At 71.7% G+C, this 18986-nt stretch carries 11 protein-coding genes; 3 read left to right on the top strand and 8 right to left on the bottom strand.

From position 1 onward, the window contains the following. Positions 1-269 precede the first annotated feature (269 nt). The 5 genes from LG634_RS07560 to LG634_RS07580 form a co-directional block, all read right to left on the bottom strand. A complete protein-coding gene (locus LG634_RS07560; protein ID WP_226732862.1) occupies positions 270-929 on the bottom strand; it encodes a DUF4360 domain-containing protein in 660 nt (219 codons plus the stop codon). 60 nt (positions 930-989) lie between these two features. After that, positions 990-1631: a DUF4360 domain-containing protein gene (locus tag LG634_RS07565; protein WP_372482385.1), complete on the bottom strand. Its 642-nt coding sequence runs from the start codon at positions 1629-1631 to the stop codon at positions 990-992. A 1175-nt stretch (positions 1632-2806) separates the two neighbouring features. After that, complete coding sequence (locus LG634_RS07570) at positions 2807-3952, bottom strand: YVTN family beta-propeller repeat protein (protein WP_226732864.1); 1146 nt, start codon at positions 3950-3952, stop codon at positions 2807-2809. A 272-nt stretch (positions 3953-4224) separates the two neighbouring features. Continuing rightward, positions 4225-4833 carry an aggregation-promoting factor C-terminal-like domain-containing protein gene (locus LG634_RS07575; RefSeq protein ID WP_226732865.1) on the bottom strand — a complete coding sequence of 203 codons (609 nt, stop codon included), beginning with the start codon at positions 4831-4833 and terminating at the stop codon, positions 4225-4227. Positions 4834-5069: 236 nt separating this feature from the next. After that, positions 5070-6350, bottom strand: coding sequence for an MFS transporter (locus LG634_RS07580; protein ID WP_226732866.1), 1281 nt, complete (start codon positions 6348-6350; stop codon positions 5070-5072). A gap of 114 nt (positions 6351-6464) precedes the next feature. Here LG634_RS07580 and LG634_RS07585 point away from each other — a divergent pair, with 114 nt between their 5' ends. Both LG634_RS07585 and LG634_RS07590 read left to right on the top strand, forming a co-directional pair. Then, the gene (locus tag LG634_RS07585) at positions 6465-6932 is read left to right on the top strand and encodes a MarR family winged helix-turn-helix transcriptional regulator (protein ID WP_226732867.1); all 468 of its coding nucleotides are present in this window, start codon (positions 6465-6467) and stop codon (positions 6930-6932) included. Between the two features lie 128 nt (positions 6933-7060). After that, a complete protein-coding gene (locus LG634_RS07590) occupies positions 7061-8779 on the top strand; it encodes an FG-GAP-like repeat-containing protein (RefSeq protein WP_226732868.1) in 1719 nt (572 codons plus the stop codon). 494 nt (positions 8780-9273) lie between these two features. Here the strand turns inward: LG634_RS07590 and LG634_RS07595 are convergent, their stop codons facing one another. Then, positions 9274-10626, bottom strand: a complete 1353-nt coding sequence (locus LG634_RS07595; RefSeq protein ID WP_226732869.1) for an MFS transporter — start codon at positions 10624-10626, stop codon at positions 9274-9276. A 698-nt stretch (positions 10627-11324) separates the two neighbouring features. Here LG634_RS07595 and LG634_RS07600 point away from each other — a divergent pair. Next, positions 11325-13853, top strand: coding sequence for a CehA/McbA family metallohydrolase (locus LG634_RS07600; RefSeq protein ID WP_226732870.1), 2529 nt, complete (start codon positions 11325-11327; stop codon positions 13851-13853). A 65-nt stretch (positions 13854-13918) separates the two neighbouring features. Here the strand turns inward: LG634_RS07600 and LG634_RS07605 are convergent, their stop codons facing one another. Both LG634_RS07605 and LG634_RS07610 read right to left on the bottom strand, forming a co-directional pair. Next, on the bottom strand, positions 13919-14992 hold the full coding sequence (locus tag LG634_RS07605; RefSeq protein ID WP_226732871.1) for a glycine-rich protein: 1074 nt from the start codon (positions 14990-14992) through the stop codon (positions 13919-13921). Positions 14993-15295: 303 nt separating this feature from the next. Next, a complete protein-coding gene (locus tag LG634_RS07610) occupies positions 15296-18361 on the bottom strand; it encodes a COG1361 family protein (protein ID WP_226732872.1) in 3066 nt (1021 codons plus the stop codon). Between the last annotated feature and the right edge of the window lie 625 nt (positions 18362-18986).

Genomic DNA, 18986 nt, shown 5'->3' on the forward strand with positions numbered 1-18986 from the left:
AGGGCCAGCACCACTGCTGCTGCGGCGGCCGATGCCGCCGGCCGGGACGCGCGGCGCGGTCTGCGCGGCGAGGGATTCAACGCGAACTCCTGGGGCAGGGACCGCTGGGAAGCGGTCCGTCTCCCCGGTGCACGGGTGGGTGCACCGGGTAGGGCGAGGACGGCCGAGCGGGGGACGGGTGCGGGGTGCGGGGTGCCGGGCCGGAAAGCCGGCGGGCCCTCCGCCACGGGGACGGAGGGCCCGCCGGGCATGCAGCGGGCGGGGGTCGGCTACCGGGCCGGACATTCCTTCCAGGCCACGTGGTAGACGGTGCTGACGCTGCCGTCCGTCGAGTCCATGGTCATGAAGCTGGTCTGGGTGGCCGGGTTGGAGGTCCCGGCGTTCACCCGGAGCTCGGTGTTGATGTTGAAGTTGCGCTTCTCACCGCAGGGCGCCCAGATCAGCTCGCTGTACTCGGTCTCGTCCGTGGCCTGCCAGTTGTCGTCGTACGGTCCGTCGAACCGGTGCGAGCGCTGGGACGTCTGCGGCATGCCCTGGAAGTAGTAGCCGGCGCGTTCGACCGCGTTCGCACCCGGCTGGATGAACGCGTAGCCGCGGTAGTCCGCCTTCACGATGGCGTAGGTGAATCCGCCGGGGACGTGGGCGCGCAGGCTGAGCTGGCAGTTCTTGCGGAACTCGGTGGCCGGTGAGCCGGGGCCGATGCGGGCGAGGTAGTCGCTGTAGGTGACGGTGAAGGCCGTGTTGTCGGGGGCCACGTCCACGGTCGTGGTGCCCTCCGGACAGCCGGAGCCGTTGACCGTCACCAGCTCTAAGACGATCTTGTCGGGCGGGGTGGGGAGCGTCGTCGTACCGGCAGTGCTGCCGTGCGCCGGGGTGGCCAGGGCCAGGAGGGTCGCGGCGGCGGCGCCGGCAGTCATGGCTCGCTTCATGTTCAGCCTTTCACGTGTGCGCGGGGCGGGCGGTGAGGGGGTGAGGGGTGGGGGTGGTGGTCAGCCGGCCGGGCATTCCTTCCACTCCAGGTGGTACTTCGTGCTGACGCTGCCGTCGGTGGAGTCCATGGTCATGAAGCTGACGGCCTGGGGGTTGGAGGTGCCGGCGGAGACGCGGAGTTCGGTGTTGACGTTGAGGGTGCGTTCTTCGCCGCAGGGCGCCCAGACCAGGCTCGCGTAGTCGGTTTCGTCGCTGGCCTGCCAGTTGTCGACCAGCGGGCCGGCGAAGCCGTGCGTGCTGCGGGTGGTCTGGGACGAGCCCTGGAAGTAGTAGCTGGTGCGCTGCAGGGCGGAGGCGCCGCGCTGGAGGTAGGCGAAGCCGCGGTAGTCGGCGCGGGCGATGGCGTAAGTGAAGCCCTGCGGGATGTGGATCTTGAGGCCGAGCTGGCAGTTCTTGCGGGAGTCGATCGGGTTGGAGCCGCCGCCCGCCTGGGCGAGGTAGTCGCTGTAGGTGACGGTGAAGGCGGTGTTGTCCTCGGCGGCGGCCACCGATGCGGTGCCCTGCGGACAGCCGGAACCGTTGACGGTCTCGACTTCCACGGTGATCTGCCCCGGCGGGGCGGGAACCGCCTGCGCGTGCGCCGGGATCGCGCCCAGAACCGATGCCAGGGCGAACGCTCCGCCCAACAGGACACGGCGCATGGCCATGATGCCTCCTCATCTCGCGGGTGCCGGCCGGAGATCCGGTCAGCGATTGACGCGGACATGACAGCACGATGTGGAGGGGCTGTGAAGGCAAGCGGAGTGGGCGTTCCGCCCCGGTGGCCGATGCCGGCCACGCGGTCCGGTGGCCGGTCGTCCACCCGCCCGCCGGCGTCGTGCCACGTCGAACCACCCTGCACGCCGGACCGGTTGGCCGGAACGCCCACGCAAACAAACTGTTCGAACGACCGAAAAGAACGCATGCCGCGAACGCCGGGATTCCGGCACCGGACGGTCACCGGCGCGCCCGCGGCGGCCGGGGCGAACCGATCGGTGACGCGTCGGCCGTCCGGCCGCGGTGAGGCCCTTGCCGTGACCGGCCCGGTGCCCCCTCGCACGGAGGGTGGAGGATCAGGGTGCCGGTGGGATCGTCACCGTTTCTCCCCGGACCGTGACGGTCGCAACCGGTCCGGGCGGCCCCGGAGGCCCGGCGGGACCCGCGGGCCCGGCCGGCCCGGGTGCACCGGGAGCCCCTGGGGAGCCAGGTGCACCGGGAGCGCCCGGTGCGCCCGGAGCACCTGGCGCGCCCGGAGCTCCCGGTGCGCCCGGAGTACCGGCGGGACCCTGTGCGCCGGCAGGTCCGGCAGGTCCGGCAGGTCCGGCAGGTCCGGCAGGTCCGGCAGGTCCGGCAGGTCCGGGGGGTCCCGGCGGCCCGGGGCGACCGGGGCGGCCGGGCGGGGGTCCTCCCTCGTGGTGCCCCTCGCACGACACGTCCCCCTCCGGCGCATCGCCGTCACAACGAGGCTCGTGCGGCCCCGGGGGATCCACTGCGATGAGCCGCAAGCCCGTGGCCGGGGCTGCTTCCGCCGGGGCTGCTTCCGCCGGGCCGGCGCCCGCGAGGGCCAGAGCCGCCAGTGCGCTGGTGGCCAGGTACACCCCTCGGGTTCGCCGCGCTCGGCGCCTGTGTGGCCTGGAGTCGGATGGCATGGGCTGCCTTTCTGGTGACGGCGGTGTGGCGGGGGCTCTGCGCCCGGGTGCGCTGCATCTGGCAGGGACAGCCGACCGGCTGCTCCGGTCGGCTGTCCCTGACGGTTCCCTTCCGTGCGCTCACACAGCAGGAACCGGCTGATATTCACACAATTGGCGCCGGTGACTGCCTCGCCCGTCACGAATCCCTATGGCGCAGGGGCGGTGCACACCGCGTACGGAGTCAGGCTGATGCTCTCGGCCGACGTGTTCTGCCCCTCGACCTGCCAGCCGTTGCCTGCCGGCCGACTGCTGACGTACTCGGGTGCAGGACCTGTGGTGGTGAAGCCGCCGCCGGTCAGCGCGCTGCCCGTCGGACAGGTCGCGGTCGTTGCGCCCGGCACCGAGCTCAAGGCCATGCCGGTGGGAACGTTCACGGGCATGTCTCCCGAGATGGTGTTGGTGGCGGTGTCGATCACGGTGACGCCGCCACCGTTCGGCCGGACGGCGTAAAGACGGAGACCTGTCGGGGACATCACGAGTTCCGTGGGGTCGACCACCCCGGGAATGGTGGCGACGACAGTGTTGGTGGCTGCATCGATCACCGCGATGCGGAAGGCGTTCCGCTCTGCGACGTAGACGCGTTTCCCGTCGGGGGAGACGGCCACGCCGTTGGGACCGTCTCCGACCGGAATGGTCGTGGTGACGGTGTTGGTCGCCGCGTCGATGACGGAGACCTCGTTCGTGCGGATCTCCGTCACGTAGACACGGGCACCGCTCGGTGACACGGCCACCCGTCGGGGCTCCGTCACGCCGGGTCCGAGGTTCACGGACGTGACGACGGTGTTGGTCGCGGCATCGACGACCGACAGCTCGCCCGACCCGCGCTCCACGACGTAGACGCGCTTCCCGTCCGGCGAGACCGCGAGTCCGTTGGGGATGCTGTCGGCGCCGGTGGAGACCGTCGCAACCACCGAGGCCACGGGCAGAGTGGTGTCGATCACCGACATCTGGTCCGCGTTCTCCGCGGTCACGTAGGCCCGGCGGCCGTCCGGAGAGACCGCGACGGACTCGGGAGTTCCCGCCAGTGCCACGGTATCGACCACGGTGTTGGTGCCCGTGTCGATCACTGACAGCTCGCCCGAGTCCCGTTCGGTGACGTACACCCTGCGGCCGTCCCCGGAAGCGGCCACCTGGATGGGCGCACCCTGCGCCCCCGTCGGGATGGTTGCGACGACGCTGTTGGTTCCCGTGTCGACGACCGACACCGCATGGTCGGAGGGGCTCGCCACGTACGCGAAGGTGCCGGGTGCCGCCGCCGCAGGCGGGGCGAGGACGCAGGCGGCAGCGGTCATGCCGGCGACCAGCGCGTTGGTGGCACACCACCTTGCTGATCGCCGACCGCCACCCCGTGCGGCCGCCCCCCGCGGCGCAGGCTCCTCCTGTGGCGTGACGGTGAGGGCGAGGTGGTGCATCGTGCCTCCCTGATGGGGTCCAGTGCGGCCCCTGTTCCCGGGGCCGCGAGCAGGATTCCACCGGAAATCGGACCATAGGCTCTCCACGGGCTTGCGGCGCATCAAGACGCCCCGGACGGTCCAGCAGCTACGGGCGAGGAGCGGAGCACCGGTCAGTACCAGTGATTGGCCTGCCAGAATTTCCAGGCGCCGCACGGACTGCCGTAGCGGCTCTTCATGTACTTCAGACCCCATGCGATCTGGGTGGCGGGGTTGGTGCGCCAGTCGGAGCCGGCCGATGCCATCTTGGAAGCCGGGAGGGCCTGCATCAGGCCGTAGGCGCCCGAAGAGGGGTTGGTCGCCCGGTGGTTCCACGACGACTCGCGCTTCACGATGTCGCTGAAGCACTGGAACTGGCTCGCCGGAACCATCCGGCGGGCGATGCTCTTGACCTGCGCGGCCGTGTAGGAGGACCGCGGGACGGAGTGGGCTGCAGAACGGTTCGCCGCCTCCCTGGCCATGCGGGCCTTCTTCGCCTTGGCCGCGGCCTTCCTCGCGTGCTCGTCGGCCAGGGAGGAGAAGGTCTTGGCCTGCAGGGTCAGGGACGCGGCGTGTTGTCGGGTGTCCCCGCCGGCCGCAAGATCCGTGAGGAGCGGCGTGCCGGCAGCGGTTGCTTCCATGTGGTCGGCGGGCGGCTTGCGGTGCGCGCCGACGACGACTCCGACCACCGTGACGGCAGTGGCAGTCGTGACGGCGAGTCCTCGAACAGGGAGCCGACCCACGCGGTCTCCTTCCAACGGATCCGCGGGGTGTCCTCGCGGATGTGAGAGCGCCCGTTGTCCCGGAGTCCGACGCCGTGGCCGGCGGAGTTCTCGGGACGGCACGCGGCCCGGCCCGTGAAAGCGATGGGCTCTCGCGCATCCACACCGGCAGGACGTACCGCATGCGGGGCCTGACAGGATCGCCACTCTGCAGGTGGGCGGCCGTGCTGAGAATCCTCTTTCGGGCACCCGAGGGGTCACCCTTGCGATCCCGTCAGCCCTGCCGGAAGCGTGCCCGAAGGCCTCCGGGCGGCCCTTCCGCTCCCGCCGGAGCGGTCGGTCAGCCACAGCAGGAGCGCGAGGGCAGGCAGGACCGCGGCGCAGCCGGTGACGGCGGTCCAGCCGCCCCAGCGGAAGGCGAACGATCCGATCTGCGAGCCCAGCGCCCCGCCGAAGAAGAACGTCGCGATGTAGATGCTGTTGAGGCGGGCGCGGGCGCTGCCGTCGAGCTGGTAGATGGCGTGCTGGCCCACGATCAGGGTGCTCTGGACGGCCAGGTCGAGGAGGACGGCGGCGGCGACCAGCAGGACGATGTGGTGCTGCCCGAGCATCGCCAGGCCCAGCGCTCCGATGCACAGGACGAAGCCGGCCGCGGTCATCGGACGCCCCCGGCCGCGGTCCGCCCAGCGGCCTGCGAGCGGGGCGACGAGTGCGCCGGCGGCGCCGACCAGTGCGAAGAGGCCGATGCCGATCTGTGAGTAGTGGAACGGGGCGTCGGTGAGGACGTAGGAGATGGTGGTCCAGAAGGCGCTGAACGCACCGAACATCGCCGCTTGGTAGACGGCGCGGCGCCGGAGCACCGGCTGGGTGCGGACCAGGCGGAGGGTGGACCGCAGCAACGCCGCGTAGCCTCCCTGTGCGGTGGGGGTGCGTCGGGGCAGCGCGATGCGGAGGGTCACGGCGAGCACGCCCATCAGTGCCGCCGACACCAGGTAGACCGCGCGCCAGCCGGCGGCCTCGGCGAGCAGGCTGCCGAGGGTGCGGGAGAGCAGGATGCCGGCGAGCAGGCCGCTCATGACGCGGCCCACGACCTGGCCGCGCGTGTGGTCCGGTGCGAGGTCCGCGGCGAACGGCACCAGGATCTGGGCGACGACGGACGCCGCCCCGGCGATCAGGGCCGCTCCGAGGAGCACGGCGAAGTCCGGTGCCAGCCCGGCGACGGCCATGGCGGCGGTGACGACGGCCAGCAGGACCGAGATCAGCCGGCGGTTCTCCAGCCGGTCGCCGAGCGGCACCAGCAGCAACATGCCCAGGGCGTAGCCGATCTGGGTCACGGTGACGAGCGTGCCGACGGTGCCCTCGTCGAGACGGAACGTGAGCCTGAGCACGTCCAGCAGGGGCTGGGCGTAGTAGAGGTTCGCGACGGTCAGACCGCAGGACGCGGCGAGCAGGACCACCAGCCGGCCGGGAGGGGCGCCGGCGGTGCCGTGCTGCGGAGGGGCGGGGGCAGTGGATCCCTTGGTGATGGGCGTAGGCATGGGTACCTCTGGATGCGCGTCGGGCTCTGACGGAGGTCGGCCTCAGGAGGTGATGAATGCACCTTCCATATAGAAAATGCATTCCATATAGAAGGGAGTGTATATGCTGGACGCATGAGATTCCAGGGCGACCTCCCCCTCGCGGTCGACACCGGCGCAGTGGCGCGGACCGTGCAGCACTTGTTCGCGGTACGGGTCGAGTCGGTCATCCAGCCGATGGGCTTCACGCTCGGCCAGTGGACGGTGATGCGTGAGCTCCGGCGGACGCCGGGGGCGTCCGCCGCCGAACTCGCCCGGGCGGCGGGCCACACACCCCAGGCGTGCGGGGCGATCCTGAAGCAGTTGCAGGCCGACGGCTTCGTGGAACGGATCTCCGGCCGCGGCCGGATCGTCGAGAACCGCCTCACCGCCCACGGCGCACGGGTCGCGGACGACACGATCGACAAGGTCGATGCCGAGCTCAGGCCCGCACTCGAGGAGTTCGGACGCGACAACCTCGATGCGTACCTCGACCTCGCCGCACGGCTCATCGACGCCCTGGATCGCACCGCCGACGGCCGGCGGCCCCTCCGCCGCCCCTGACCCCCTGAGCGGCCCTGCCGCCTCACGGATGCGTGACCCGTCGCCCGCTGCGGCCGGGTGAGTGAAACACGGGGTGGAGAGGTCGCCGCCGGACATGGCACGGCCGCCCGGGTGGTCCGATGAGCCCCATGTCACGGAGGACCAGGTACGGGTGGGTCACAGCGGCGCTGTGTCTGATGGCGGCCGGTGGTGCATCGGCGGCGGCCGCTCCTGCCGAAGCCGGCGGTCCGGTGGACACCACGGCGGCGGACGGGTCCCGGTCCGCCCGGCCGGCCGACACGGTGACGGCGGGCGATGCCCCGCCCCTGCGGTTCGTGAGCTACAACATCTGCGGCAACAGCTGTGGTGCCGCCTCCTACGACAGCGGGCGCCGCATCGACACGATCGTTGCGCAAGCAGGCGCCGCCACGTGGAACGCCGACCAGATCTTCCTTCAGGAGGTGTGCCGGCCGCAGTACGACGCCGTGCTGACCCGGCTCGGCAGGCTCGGCTACCGCGGCCTGTTCAGCCGTACGGTGCTGGGCCGGCCCGGCGTCTGCGGCAATGCCGACTACGGCAACGCCGTCTTCGTGAGGGGAGAGGTCCAGGAGAGCCTGGACCTCGATCTCACGGTCGGCGGAGAGAAGGAGCCGATCCGGGTTCCCTGCCTGAGGAACACCGTCCAGTACCGCACGAACTGGGCCTGTTCGGTGCACCTGTACTGGGACGACGGCACGCTGGCCGGGCCCGAGGCGGACCGGCTGGCGGCACGCGCACGCAGCTGGGAGGACCAGGGCGTCCCGGTGGTCCTGGGCGGTGACTTCAACCACTCGCCCCGCAGCTCCACCATGACCCGGTTCTACGACCGCGCCGTGGGCGACGGCGCGATGGGCCGCTTCGTCGAGGCGGACCAGTCCGACGCGGACTTCTTCGACCCGGCGGCTTGCACCCCCGGTGTCACCGAGGCGTGCCGTTCCGGGGAGGCGACGGTGCCCTCCCTGAAGAAGAAGCTGGACTACGTGTTCCTCACCGCAGCCCACTTCACGACCCCCGCGGCCGACGTGCGGCCCCTCGACCTCCTGGTCTCCGACCACCGGATGGTGCGGGGCGCGGCAGCCTGGAGCGATTGCGGCCCCCTCGACGTGCGCCGGGCGGCCTTCTTCCGCCGCAATGCCGCCGGGTCCCTGTTCCGGATCACAGCGGACGGCAACGGGACCTTCGCGGGGCCGTGCAAGGTGGGCGCGGGCTGGCAGGCCATGCGGCACGTCGTCCGCCCGCCGCAGAGCGAGGTCCTCCTCGCCGTCGACGGGGCCGGGGACCTGTGGCGCTACCCGGCGGACGCAGCCGGCGCCTACGCGGGCGCCACCCGGATCCGCGTCGGCAGCGGCTGGCAGGGGTACGACGCCGTACTCGCTCCGGGTGACACCACCGGGGACGGCCGGCCCGACCTCCTCGGCCGGGACACCGCGGGCGGCATGTGGCTGCACGCCGGAAGGGCGGACGGCACCACTTATGCCGCGCCGGTGCGCACGGGCACCGGATGGCAGACGTACGGCGCGCTGGTGGCGCCCGGTGACTTTTCGGGGGACGGCCGGCCGGACCTGCTGGCCCGTGACCGGGCCGGGGTGCTGTGGCTGTTCCGCGGCACTGGCGCGGGCGGGTTCGCACCGCGTGCCCGGGCCGGCAGTGGCTGGAACATCTACAACGCCCTGTCGGCACCCGGCGATGCCGACGGGGACGGCCGGCGCGACCTTCTGGCGCGTGACGGGTCGGGTGTGCTGTGGCTGTACCCGGGCGACGGGACCGGCTCCTACCGCCCGCGGTCCCGGGTCGGCACGGGATACCCCGCAGGGGAACTCCTGCTCTGACGGCCCGCTCCTGTCGTCGAGACCCGGGCGCGGGCTCGTTCCAGGGAGGATTCCCGCGCGGAAAGCCGGAGTTCCCCGCTCTGGTGAGAGCCGAGGACCACCGCATCGAGGATGCTGCCCACTTCCGGGAACTCACCTGCCGGCACCCTCGCCCCGTCACCGAGGAACCGGGAGTTTATGAAGGCCGGCACATCGCTCGAAGGGGAAACGAGGGACACGGCCACGCCCAGGTCGCCGACGTGCTCGGTGACCCGGCAGCGCACCATCCGGTGGTTCCGGCTCTCGCCGTCCGCATGCATCATCTTGATCTCCGCCCTCGCTGCTGAATTCCGGACCCGGAGCCTAGAGCGCAGAGCTCATCCGCCGAGTGACCTCGGGGCGGACCTTGGGCCAGGCACGTGTGCTCGTACGGGCACGCGTGCCCGGGCTGCACGGGTTCTTCGGTCGGCCGTTCCGGACCGGTGTGATGTCTGCGGCGCGGCCCTGCGTCAGCGTCAGCGTCCGCCCAGGCGCAGGCGCAGGCGCTGGAGGGGGACGAGGTTCAGGAGGAGGCCGGCGGCTGCGACGGCGGTGACGAGGTTCAGGCCGGGACGGTAGGGCGTGAAGTCGCCCCCGTGGCCCGTGCCGCCGAGTAGGCCGGTGAGGACGGCGAGGACGAGCGCGGCTCCGACCATGGCAGAGGTTTGGACCAGACCCGAGGCAAGGCCCTGCTCCTCGTCGCGGATGCCCTCGGTCGCCTGCGACATGATCGTGCCGTAGCCGAGGGCGAAGCCCGTGCCGAGCAGCAGGAGCGACGGCAGCATCGTGGCCAGGTAGGGCGGCGAGGTTCCCGCAGTGATCAGGAACCAGCCGTACCCCAGGGTGGTGGCGATCATGGAGGCGCGGATCAGCGCTGCGGTTCCGAAGCGGTTGACGAGCCTGCCCGAACCGGGTGAGCCGACCGCGACCACGACGCCGATCGGGAGCAGGGCGAAGGCCATGCGCAGCGGCGACCAGCCGCGGCCGTCCTGCAGGAACAGGGTGAGCATGAACTGGAAGCTCATGTAGGAACCGACCAGTGCCACGATGCTCAGGTTGGCGCGGATGGTGCCGGCGTGGCGCAGGATGCCGAGACGCACCAGCGGGTGCCGTACGCGCTTCTCGATCAGCACGAACGCGGTCAGCAACACGAGAGCGAGGGCGAGCGGGCAGAGCGTCCCGGCCGAGGTCCAGCCGTGGGCCGGGGCGGAGACCACGGCGTACACGGCCGACAGCATGCCCGCGGTGAGCGTGACGGCGCCGGCCGGGTCGCTCCCACCGGTCTTGCCGGGGCGGTCCCGGGGGAGGAGCTTCCAGCCTCCGACCAGGGCCAGCAACGCGAGCGGGACGGGCATCAGGAAGACGTAGCGCCACCCGAAGCCGGTCAGCACACCGCCGAGGACCAGCCCCAGGGAGTAGCCCATCGCGCCGAACAGACTGAAGACCGACAGTGCCCGGTTGCGTTGCGGTCCTTCCGGAAAGGTCGTGGTCAGCAGGGAGAGGCCGGTGGGAGCCGTGAAGGCGGCGGCGATGCCCTTGGCGAACCGGGTCGCGATCAGCAGGGAGCCGCTGTCGGCCAGAGCGCCGAGCAGGGAGGCGGCGGCGAAGAGCCCCAGGGCGATCAGGAAGACCCGTCGGCGCCCCAGCAGGTCGGCGGCCCGGCCGCCGAGCAGCAGCAGGCCCCCGTACCCCAGGAAGTATCCGTTGACGATCCACTGCAGCGATGCGGTACCCATGCCCAGGTCGCGGCCGACGGAAGGCAGCGCGATCCCGACCATCGATCCGTCGAGGCCGTCCAGGAACAGCACCAGGCACAGCACCGCGAGCACACCCCACAACCGTGCCGGCCATCGCCGGCCCACATCGGTTCGCAGCGCGGGGCGAGGGCAAACGGTCGTGGACATCGGCGGGACTCTCCGTAGGGGCCGGGCAGGGGTACGGCCGGAAAGGCGGGGACAAAAGCGGCGGTCCCCTCACCCTAGGGAGTGCTTAACGTTCTCTTTCTCCCCCGATTGGCCTTCTGCGCGGGGGAGGGCCGCTCCTCCGCACCGCCATGCGAGTCGCTCCGTCGGGATGCCGGTGCTTCCCGGCGGCGTTCCCGTCGTCCTTACTGGGGCGCGGGAGGACCTGCGTCGGACAGGGCCCCGGCCGTCGTGCCGCAGCGGTCGAAGTCCCCGCACCGCCGCTGTGCCGACGCACCACAGCTGCCCCCGGACGGCGGCTGTCAGGTGCCTTCACCGACCGGCCGGGAGGGCCTATCGTTCGTTCGAACGAACGGCGGGTTCGGGTGCCGGTGTCCCTTCGACGGGAGTGCGGCGCCCTGCTCCCGCCCGCGCTCGGTTGGTGTGACTCCTGCATTCCTTCCCGACAAGGAGAAGTACCTGTGTGCGGTCATCACGGCGGGCAAGACGCATCAGGCGGCAACTGCGGTGCCGGTCACGGGCATCCGCCGCACGGGCGGGGACGCAGGGACGTACTGCGGCTCGGCGCCCTCATGGCGGCGGGCGGACTCGCCGCACTCGTGCCGGTGGACACGGCATACGCGCAGACCCGGCGCAGTGCCGGGGCTGCTCCGGGCCCGGGGGACCGGGTCACCACCGCCTACCCCGGGCACTCGCCCTTCGGATTCGACCAGTGGTCCGCGGTCGAGTTCGACGTCCCGGCGGGCGTGAACCGGATATCTGTCACCCGCGCCTTCGACCACTACGACGGACTCCCCGGCATCATGTCCGACGTCCTCGACATCGGCCTGTTCGGCCCCTCGGGCTTCCGCGGCTGGTCCGGCGGCGCCCGTGACGCCTTCACGGTCTCGGGCGCGGACGCCACCCCCGGCTACGTCCCCGGCCCCATCGAGCCCGGCCGCTGGTCGGTGGCCCTGGGACCCGTCGTGTTCAACCCCGCCGGCATGAACTGGCGCGTCGAGGTCACCCTGGAGTACGGCCCTCCGCTGGCCGGCACCCCCTTCGCCGTCCTTCCGTCCTCCGCGCCCAGCCGGGGCCAGATCCCGGGCTTCCCGTTTCCCCTCCCGTTCTGGTACCGCGGCGACATGCACACCCACACCGTCCACTCCGACGGCGGCCGCACCTTGGGCCAGCTCGTGGACGCGGCCCGCGCGGGCGGTCTGCACTTCCTCGGCTCCACCGAGCACAACACCAGCGCGGCCGGCGTGTCCTGGGCCGGCAGCATCCCGTCCGACCTCCTGATCATCAACGGCGAGGAGGTGACCACCCGTCACGGCCACTGGCTGGCCCTGGGACTGCCCCAAGGGGAGGTGATGGACTGGCACTTCGGACCCCGGGACGCCGGCGCCATGACCCGGCACGCCAACCACGTCCGCGACCGGGGCGGACTCGTGGTGGCAGCCCACCCGCTCACCCCGGCACCCGGATCCTTCTGGGAGTTCGGCTTCGCCGACGTCGACGCCATCGAAGTGTGGAACGGCCCGTGGACCCTCGACGACGCCGCGGCCGTCGCCCTGTGGGCCGCCATGCTCTTCTTCGGACAACGGATCCCCGCCATCGCCAACAGCGACACCCACGCCCCCTCGGACGTCGTCGGCCTCCCGCAGACCGTCGTACGGGCGACCGCCCTGTCCCGTGACGCGATCCTGGACGGCGTCCGCCGCGGCCACTCCTACCTGGCGGAGTCGGCTCAGGTCACCGTCTCGCTGAACGCGCGCTGCAACGGCCGCTCCGGCGGCCCGGGCGACTCGGTCCCGGTGTCGTTCTTCGACGCGGTGGACGTCTCGGTCAGCGTCTCCGGCGCCCCGAACTCGTTCCTGGCCCTGTACACCGAATGGGGCCTGATGCTGGCGACCTGGATCGGCGCCGACGGCAACGGCCGCCTCGACTGGCGAGGCTGGGGCCTGGCCTCGGTCTTCGCCCGCGTGGAGGTGCGGCGCCCGAAGCCCGGCAGCAGCACGCTCGACCAGATGGTGGCCCTCACCAACCCGGTGTGGTTCGGCCCGGCACCGACTCCGAAGCCCGTCTACCAGGGCGGCCAGACCTTCCTGCACACGGTGCGGTACCCGGACAGCTGGGCCCGTGTCGCCCCCGTCCCCGGCATCGGCGGCGCGCCCACGTTCAACGGCCCCAGGGCCTCCCTCACGGGCCTGCCCGACGGTTCGGCCGCTGCGGTCGCCCTCCACAGCGACAACACCCTCTGGACCACCGCCCGCCAGAAGAACGGGCAGTGGCAGCCGTGGCAGCAGCTGGCCGGACCGGCTTCCGATGCCGCAGCCACAGCCGCGGCGCGTGCCTCGGGGCCCTCCGGGGCCGCCGCCCGCATCGTCACCTCCGGCACCACCGCGGGCATCGCGGCCGCCGGCCCCGCCGGCGCGGCGGCGAGCGCCGTCCAGGCGGGCGCGGCCGTCCTCGACGCCGCCATCGCCGGCATGCCCGACGGCTCCTGCCAGATCCTCGCCACCGGCCTCGACGGCAGGCTGTACCACCAGGTCCGGCAGGCCGACGGCCGCACGACCGGATTCGCCCCCGTTCCCGGTACGAAGACCGGCACGACCTGGACCTCCGTCAAGGCCGCCATCGCCGCCATGCCCGACGGCAGCACCCAGATCTTGAGCTACGGCTCAGGCGGCGACATGTACCTCGTCGTCCGCAGGCCCAACGGTGTCTGGGGCACCTGGACCCGGGTCCCCGGTGCGCACGGCCGGCCGGACTTCGCCGGCCCCGCCCTCGACATCACCGGCCTACCGGACGGAAGTTCGCAGCTGGTGGCGATCGGCCTGGACGGCATGGTCTACCACCAGGTCCGCCACCCGGACGGGCGCTTCGACGGGTTCGCCGCCCCGCGCGGCGTCACCACCGCGACGATGTCCGCCAGTGCCGTCGCCATCGCCGGCATGCCGGACGGAACGGCCCAGGTCCTGGCCGTCGGCGCCGACGGGAACGTGTGGCACGACATCCGCCGTCCGGCGTCCTGGCAGGGCTTCCGGCCCCTGGCCGGCCTCCAGGGAGCCGACCGCCTGCGCGGCGGGCAGCTCAGCATCGCCGGGATGCGCGACGGGACCTCCCAGGTCCTCGTGATCACCCCGAGCTGAAGCTCGTACGGGCCGTCGTGAGGCCCCCGCCCGTGCCTGTGACGCGCGGGCGGGGGCAGCACGGGCTATCGGCCGGTCGTGGCCGGATCCGCCGCGCGGGCCGCCGGACCGGTACCGTCCGTGCCCGCAGTGCCGGTGTCGGTGCCGGTGCCGCCGGGCTCGGCCCGGGGCTCCTCGTGCTCCGCGGCGGAGCCGGCGCCCTTGCCTTCCGCGCCCGGCGAAGGCGCCTTCCAGCTGATCACCAGCTTCGCCGTCTCGCCGGACGCGCTCGTCTTCACCACGGCTCCCTGCGGCGCGAAGTCGGAGCCGCCGGCCCCGGAGCCGTTGTAGCCGTTGGGGGCGCTGTTGCCGGCGCCGCCGCCGAAGGAGCCGCCGCCACCGCCGCCGCCACCGTAGTACGGCTTGTTGTCGGATTCGTCGAGCTTGACGTCTGCGTCGCCGCCCTTGCCGGCAGAGCCGTCGCCACCTCGGTTGGCGGCGTCTTCCGGACCGCCGCCCTTGCCGCCCTGCTTCGAGGTACCGGCCTTGGCCGGCGGGCTGTAGCTCTTCCCGTCCTCGGCCGCGTTGCCGCCGACGTGGTACTGCGAGCCGCCGCCCCCGCCGGCAGCGACGACGAGCGCGCTCTTGCCGTCGTACAGCCCTGTCGCCCCGCCGCCACCGCCGCCGTAGAAGCGCCAGTCCTGCTGGGGATCGGACGCCTTCGGGGGCCGGCCGCCCTTGCCCCCGCCGTTCCAGCCGCCTTCGAAGCCGGGTGCGGCGTCAGGGCCTGCGGGCTTCGCACCGCCGTTGCCCCCGACCTTCACGGTCAGGCTGCCGGGGGAGACCTCGACATCGGCCGTGACGTCCGCGCCGGAGCCCCCGGCCTTCGCCTTCTGGTCGCCGTCCCTTTCGTTCTCCTCCGATGTCCCGCCCTTGGCCCCCACGGCCCGCACCTTCAGGTGCCCGACACCGTCAGGCACCCGGAACGTCTGCTCGTGCCCGGTGTACTCGAAGGTCTGCGTGCAGACACCGTCCGAGCAGGAGGGCTCCGCCGGGTCGGCGGGGCCGGCGGCATGGGCCGCGCCCACGGCGCCCGCCGCGAGGACGACGGCCGCCGCGGCGGGGAAGGTGAGGGAGAGCCACTTACGTGTCTTGCGCATGGGAGTGCCTTCTGCTGGTCAAGCCGTCCGGGACCTGGCGTCCGCATGACGATTACGTGCGCCGATCCTGCTGGCCGGGGCCCGGACGGGCATCAACCGGTCGGGGGACCGACGAGGGCGAACCGGCCTCCGCCACGCCGCTGTCCACCCGCGCTCCGGTGCCCGGACCTCCGCCCCGTCCACCAGGGGCACTTCGCCGTCCACCACCTCAACGCGCTCTGGGATCAACGCCCCGTGTCCGTGTCCGGCACGACAGACGGCCCGCCTCGGCGGAGGCGGGCCGTCGGTCGCGGAAGGGGACGGTCAGCTGCTGTTGCGGCGGCGGGCGAACAGCAGAGCCGCCGCGCCGACGCCCAGGGCGCCGAGCGCGCCCGCTCCCCACCACAGCGCATTGCTGCCGGTCGCAGCCAGGGCCTGGTCGAGCACCGACCCCTCTTCCTGCGCCTCGTCACCGCCACCGGGCGCCTCGCCGGTGGCACTGATCTTGGTGGTGGCGCTGGCGCACACTTCGACGCATGTGTTGGGGTCCTCCGCGGCCGAGGACAGCGCCAGGACGGTGAACGTGCTCTCCTGCTCCTTGTCGGAACTGAAGCCGAGCGTCAGGGACTTCTCGTCTCCCACCCCGAGATCGCCGACCTGCCACGAGCCGGTCTTCGGATCGAAGGAGCCGTTCCCGTCGTCGGTGACTCCCGCGAGGTTCTCCGGCAGGGTCAGCTCCGCGACGGCCGAACGGGCGGTGGACGGACCCGCGTTGGAGACCGTAACGGTGACGGTGCCCTTCTCTCCCGGCTTGAGGCCGCTGCTCGCCGGGGTGAGCTTCACCTCCAGATCGGCCTGCTGCACCACCTTCATCGAGTTGACGGCCTTGTGCTGGGCGACCTGGCCGGTCTCTCCGCGGGAGTCCGCCGTCTCGGCGCGCACCAGCGACGAGGTGAAGTCCAGCGTGTCCCGGTCGGCCGGAACGGTGCCGCCGACCGTCAGCGTGACGCTCTCTCCCGCCCCGAGATCGGCCGGCTTCCACAGCTGCTCGGCACCCTCCAGTTCGACGTCCTTGCCGTCCGCGTCCTTCGCCGAGGTCAAGGTGACCCCCTCGGGCAGCTGGTTGGCGATCTCCATGCCCCGGGCGGTCGACACTCCCGTGTTCGACGCCGTGACGGTCCAGACCGCCTCCTCGCCCGGCCTGGCCTCACCCTTCGGCTTGCTCCGTTCGACCGTGAGGTTCATCTCCGCCTGCTGCGTGACCTCGGTCGTGTGGGACGCCCGATGGTTCGCCAGCTCACCGTAGCCGCCGCCGTCAGCACGCAGGTCCGGAACGGAAGCAGCCTCGATCCGGGCGCCGTACGCCAGCGAGGGGTGGTCGGCCAGCACCCTGCCCTTGAGCGTGAGCTCCACGGTCTTCCCGGCGGGCACGGCGTCCACGGTCCACTTCTGCTCCTTCGCGTCGTACCAGATGCCGCGCGGCGGGTACGACGGGTCCGGGGCGAATCCCTCCGGCAGCTGCTGGGCGACGACCACCTGCCCGGCCGTGGACGGTCCGCTGTTCGTGATCTTGACCGTGTAGCCCAGGGAGGTCCCGGGCACCACGGGCGCTGCGGTCGGGAGCCCGCCACGGTCCACGGTCACGGCGACGTCCAGCTTCGCGTTGCGGTTGACCTTCACCACGGACTCGGACGTCCGCTCCTGCGAGTTGTCCTGGCCGACCCACTTGGTCACGGTCGCCGCATGGTGGAACTCGGCGAGGTCCGCGGGCGCCTTCGCAGTGAAGACCAGTTCCTTGGTCTCCCCGGCGTTGAGGTCGCCGACCGTCCAGGTGCCGGGCAGCGGCTCGTCCGACGTCATACCCGGCGGCAGGTCGAGCGAGACGACGACGGATGACGCCTTGTCGGGGCCGGTGTTCTCCAGCGTGGTCTTGAACGTCAGCTCCTCGCCGGGCTCGACGGTCTGAGCTTCCTCGCCCCGGGCGTTGACCACGCTGGTGCGGACGGCCATGGCGGAGTAGCGGTCGACCGAGGTGGTGTACGTCTCGGACCTGGCCGCCTGGCGGCTGCCCGTACTCAAGGTGGCCTGGGCCTTCAGGACGCCGCTGCCGCTGACGAGGCCCTTGACCTTGAACTCCTTCTTGCCGCCCACGGGCAGAGCCGCCACGGAACAGCGAACGGCGCCGGGGGAATCGGCGGCCGCCTCGCACTCGCCGCCCTCACCCGTGAGGTCAGTGATGCCGCCGCCCTCGGAGGTGATCAGCACCGCGACCTCCCGAGCCTCATCGGGACCGGTGTTCTCGACGGGTATGACGAGCTCGGCGGTCTCCCCCTTGGCGTACTTCTCCTTCACGAAACCGCCGGCGCCTTCGGTGAACTGCGCGTTGGAGGTGGCGACGGTGAACTCCGACGCGGCAACGGCGATGTCCTGGTCGCGTCCGGTCTTGCCGGCCCACTGGTGGAGCAGCACGGGTTTCAGGGCGAAGGTGTCGGCCGCCTCCTTGGCGATCTCCACCGTGTACCTCATCTTGTAGGTGCCGGGGGACATCTTTCCTTCGGTACCGGGCACGATCTCCAGCTGCCGTCCGTCGCTCCCGAGCTTGACCTGGGACCCCGCCAGAGGGACGTCGTCCTTGATCACCTCGGCGCTGCCGTCGACGTACGACAGCCCCGCCGGCATCGGCACGGCGAACAGGGGATTCAGCAGAGACCCACCGCCCTTGTGGTGGATGACCGACTCGACCTCGACGCGGGACCCGATCTGCACGGGCCCCTCCGACTGCGTCGAGGACGTCTCCACCACAGGCGCGTACTCGATCCGGTAGTTGTCCACCAGGATCTCCGGATTCTCGGGACCGGGGACCTGGGGGCCGATCTTGAGCCGGAGCGAGCTCTTGCCGTTCTGCATCTCCGCCGGGACGGTGTACAAGCCGTCGATAGTCGCCCAGTCCTTGTTGGGCTCGGTGACGAACCGGAACTGCTGGTATCCGTTGCTGGGCTTGTCAGGGTCGGACATGGTCGCCATGTATGCGCCGCCCGTCAGCCCGGCTGCCCGGTAGTCGAGCCGGAAACGGAGCTGGCGCCCGAGCTCTACCGGGACGTCCTGTTCGGTGATGCCCGTCATCTCGAGGTAGTGGTCCTTGTCGGACGCCTTGACACCGGGGTCGCTGCTCTTGATGACCTTCTGGGTGCCGCCGTTCCTCCAGTGCAGGGCCATCGCCACGTTGTCGGACTCCTCGAAGCTCCCGTTCTTCAGGTCGATGGTCTGCGGCACCTCCGTCTCCTCGGTGGCGTTCGCCTGCTGGAGCACGGCGAAGGACATCGCCGCCATCGCCGCCCCCGTGCCGATGTAGACACCCCTTCGGGAGCTGCGGTGATTCCTCTTGCCCATGTGCTGTCCTGACTCCTTGCACTCGCACCGAACCTTGCTCCGGCTGCGTCCTCGGGAGTCAACAGGCGAGATGCCGGCGGGACAGCAAGCGGATGGGCAGCCGTTCGGGCAGCCCGGCGAAGACCGGGCCGGTGCCCGGAACGCGCATGATCGATACGGCCGGCTTCGGTGCGGCTAGCTTCCGTCCCTGCACGCACCGCAGAGGCAGGCTGCGCCACGCCGGACGGCCAGATGACCCCGCTGCGACAGCAGGACCTGATCGTCCGGTCCCTGGTGCAGCCAGCGGGCGAACGACCTGCGGAACGTGGAAATGATGGATCGCATGAAATCTCCTCTTGCAGGCCGACGCCATAGCGCGGTCGGCCAGACGGGGCACCAGAGGACGGCGGGGTCGCCGGGTGGAGTGGAGCCGAGCGGCCCCCGGATGGCGCTCCTGCAATCCTGCGATGCACCCGCCCGGTGAGCGACGGCCGACCAGAGGGTGCCGTGGACCATCACGTCTCCACCGACCGGGGGAGGCACAGAAGACCAATGCCTCCGCCTGGGCCGCTGCAACGGACCCGCTGGGGGGCGGTCCCGCGGCTGACAGGGACAGCGGTGCCGAGACCACACGATCGAGGGGCGG

Source organism: Streptomyces bambusae, from assembly GCF_020532645.1.
Lineage (GTDB): Bacteria > Actinomycetota > Actinomycetes > Streptomycetales > Streptomycetaceae > Streptomyces > Streptomyces bambusae.

What these genes read in the sequence shown, in the direction of transcription:
- LG634_RS07605 (WP_226732871.1), bottom strand. Translation starts at nt 14,992, where the DNA reads ATGCGCAAGACACGTAAGTGGCTCTCCCTCACCTTCCCCGCCGCGGCG.
- LG634_RS07585 (WP_226732867.1), top strand. Translation starts at nt 6,465, where the DNA reads ATGAGATTCCAGGGCGACCTCCCCCTCGCGGTCGACACCGGCGCAGTG.
- LG634_RS07590 (WP_226732868.1), top strand. Translation starts at nt 7,061, where the DNA reads ATGTCACGGAGGACCAGGTACGGGTGGGTCACAGCGGCGCTGTGTCTG.
- LG634_RS07610 (WP_226732872.1), bottom strand. Translation starts at nt 18,361, where the DNA reads ATGGGCAAGAGGAATCACCGCAGCTCCCGAAGGGGTGTCTACATCGGC.
- LG634_RS07560 (WP_226732862.1), bottom strand. Translation starts at nt 929, where the DNA reads ATGAAGCGAGCCATGACTGCCGGCGCCGCCGCCGCGACCCTCCTGGCC.
- LG634_RS07570 (WP_226732864.1), bottom strand. Translation starts at nt 3,952, where the DNA reads ATGACCGCTGCCGCCTGCGTCCTCGCCCCGCCTGCGGCGGCGGCACCC.
- LG634_RS07565 (WP_372482385.1), bottom strand. Translation starts at nt 1,631, where the DNA reads ATGCGCCGTGTCCTGTTGGGCGGAGCGTTCGCCCTGGCATCGGTTCTG.
- LG634_RS07580 (WP_226732866.1), bottom strand. Translation starts at nt 6,350, where the DNA reads ATGCCTACGCCCATCACCAAGGGATCCACTGCCCCCGCCCCTCCGCAG.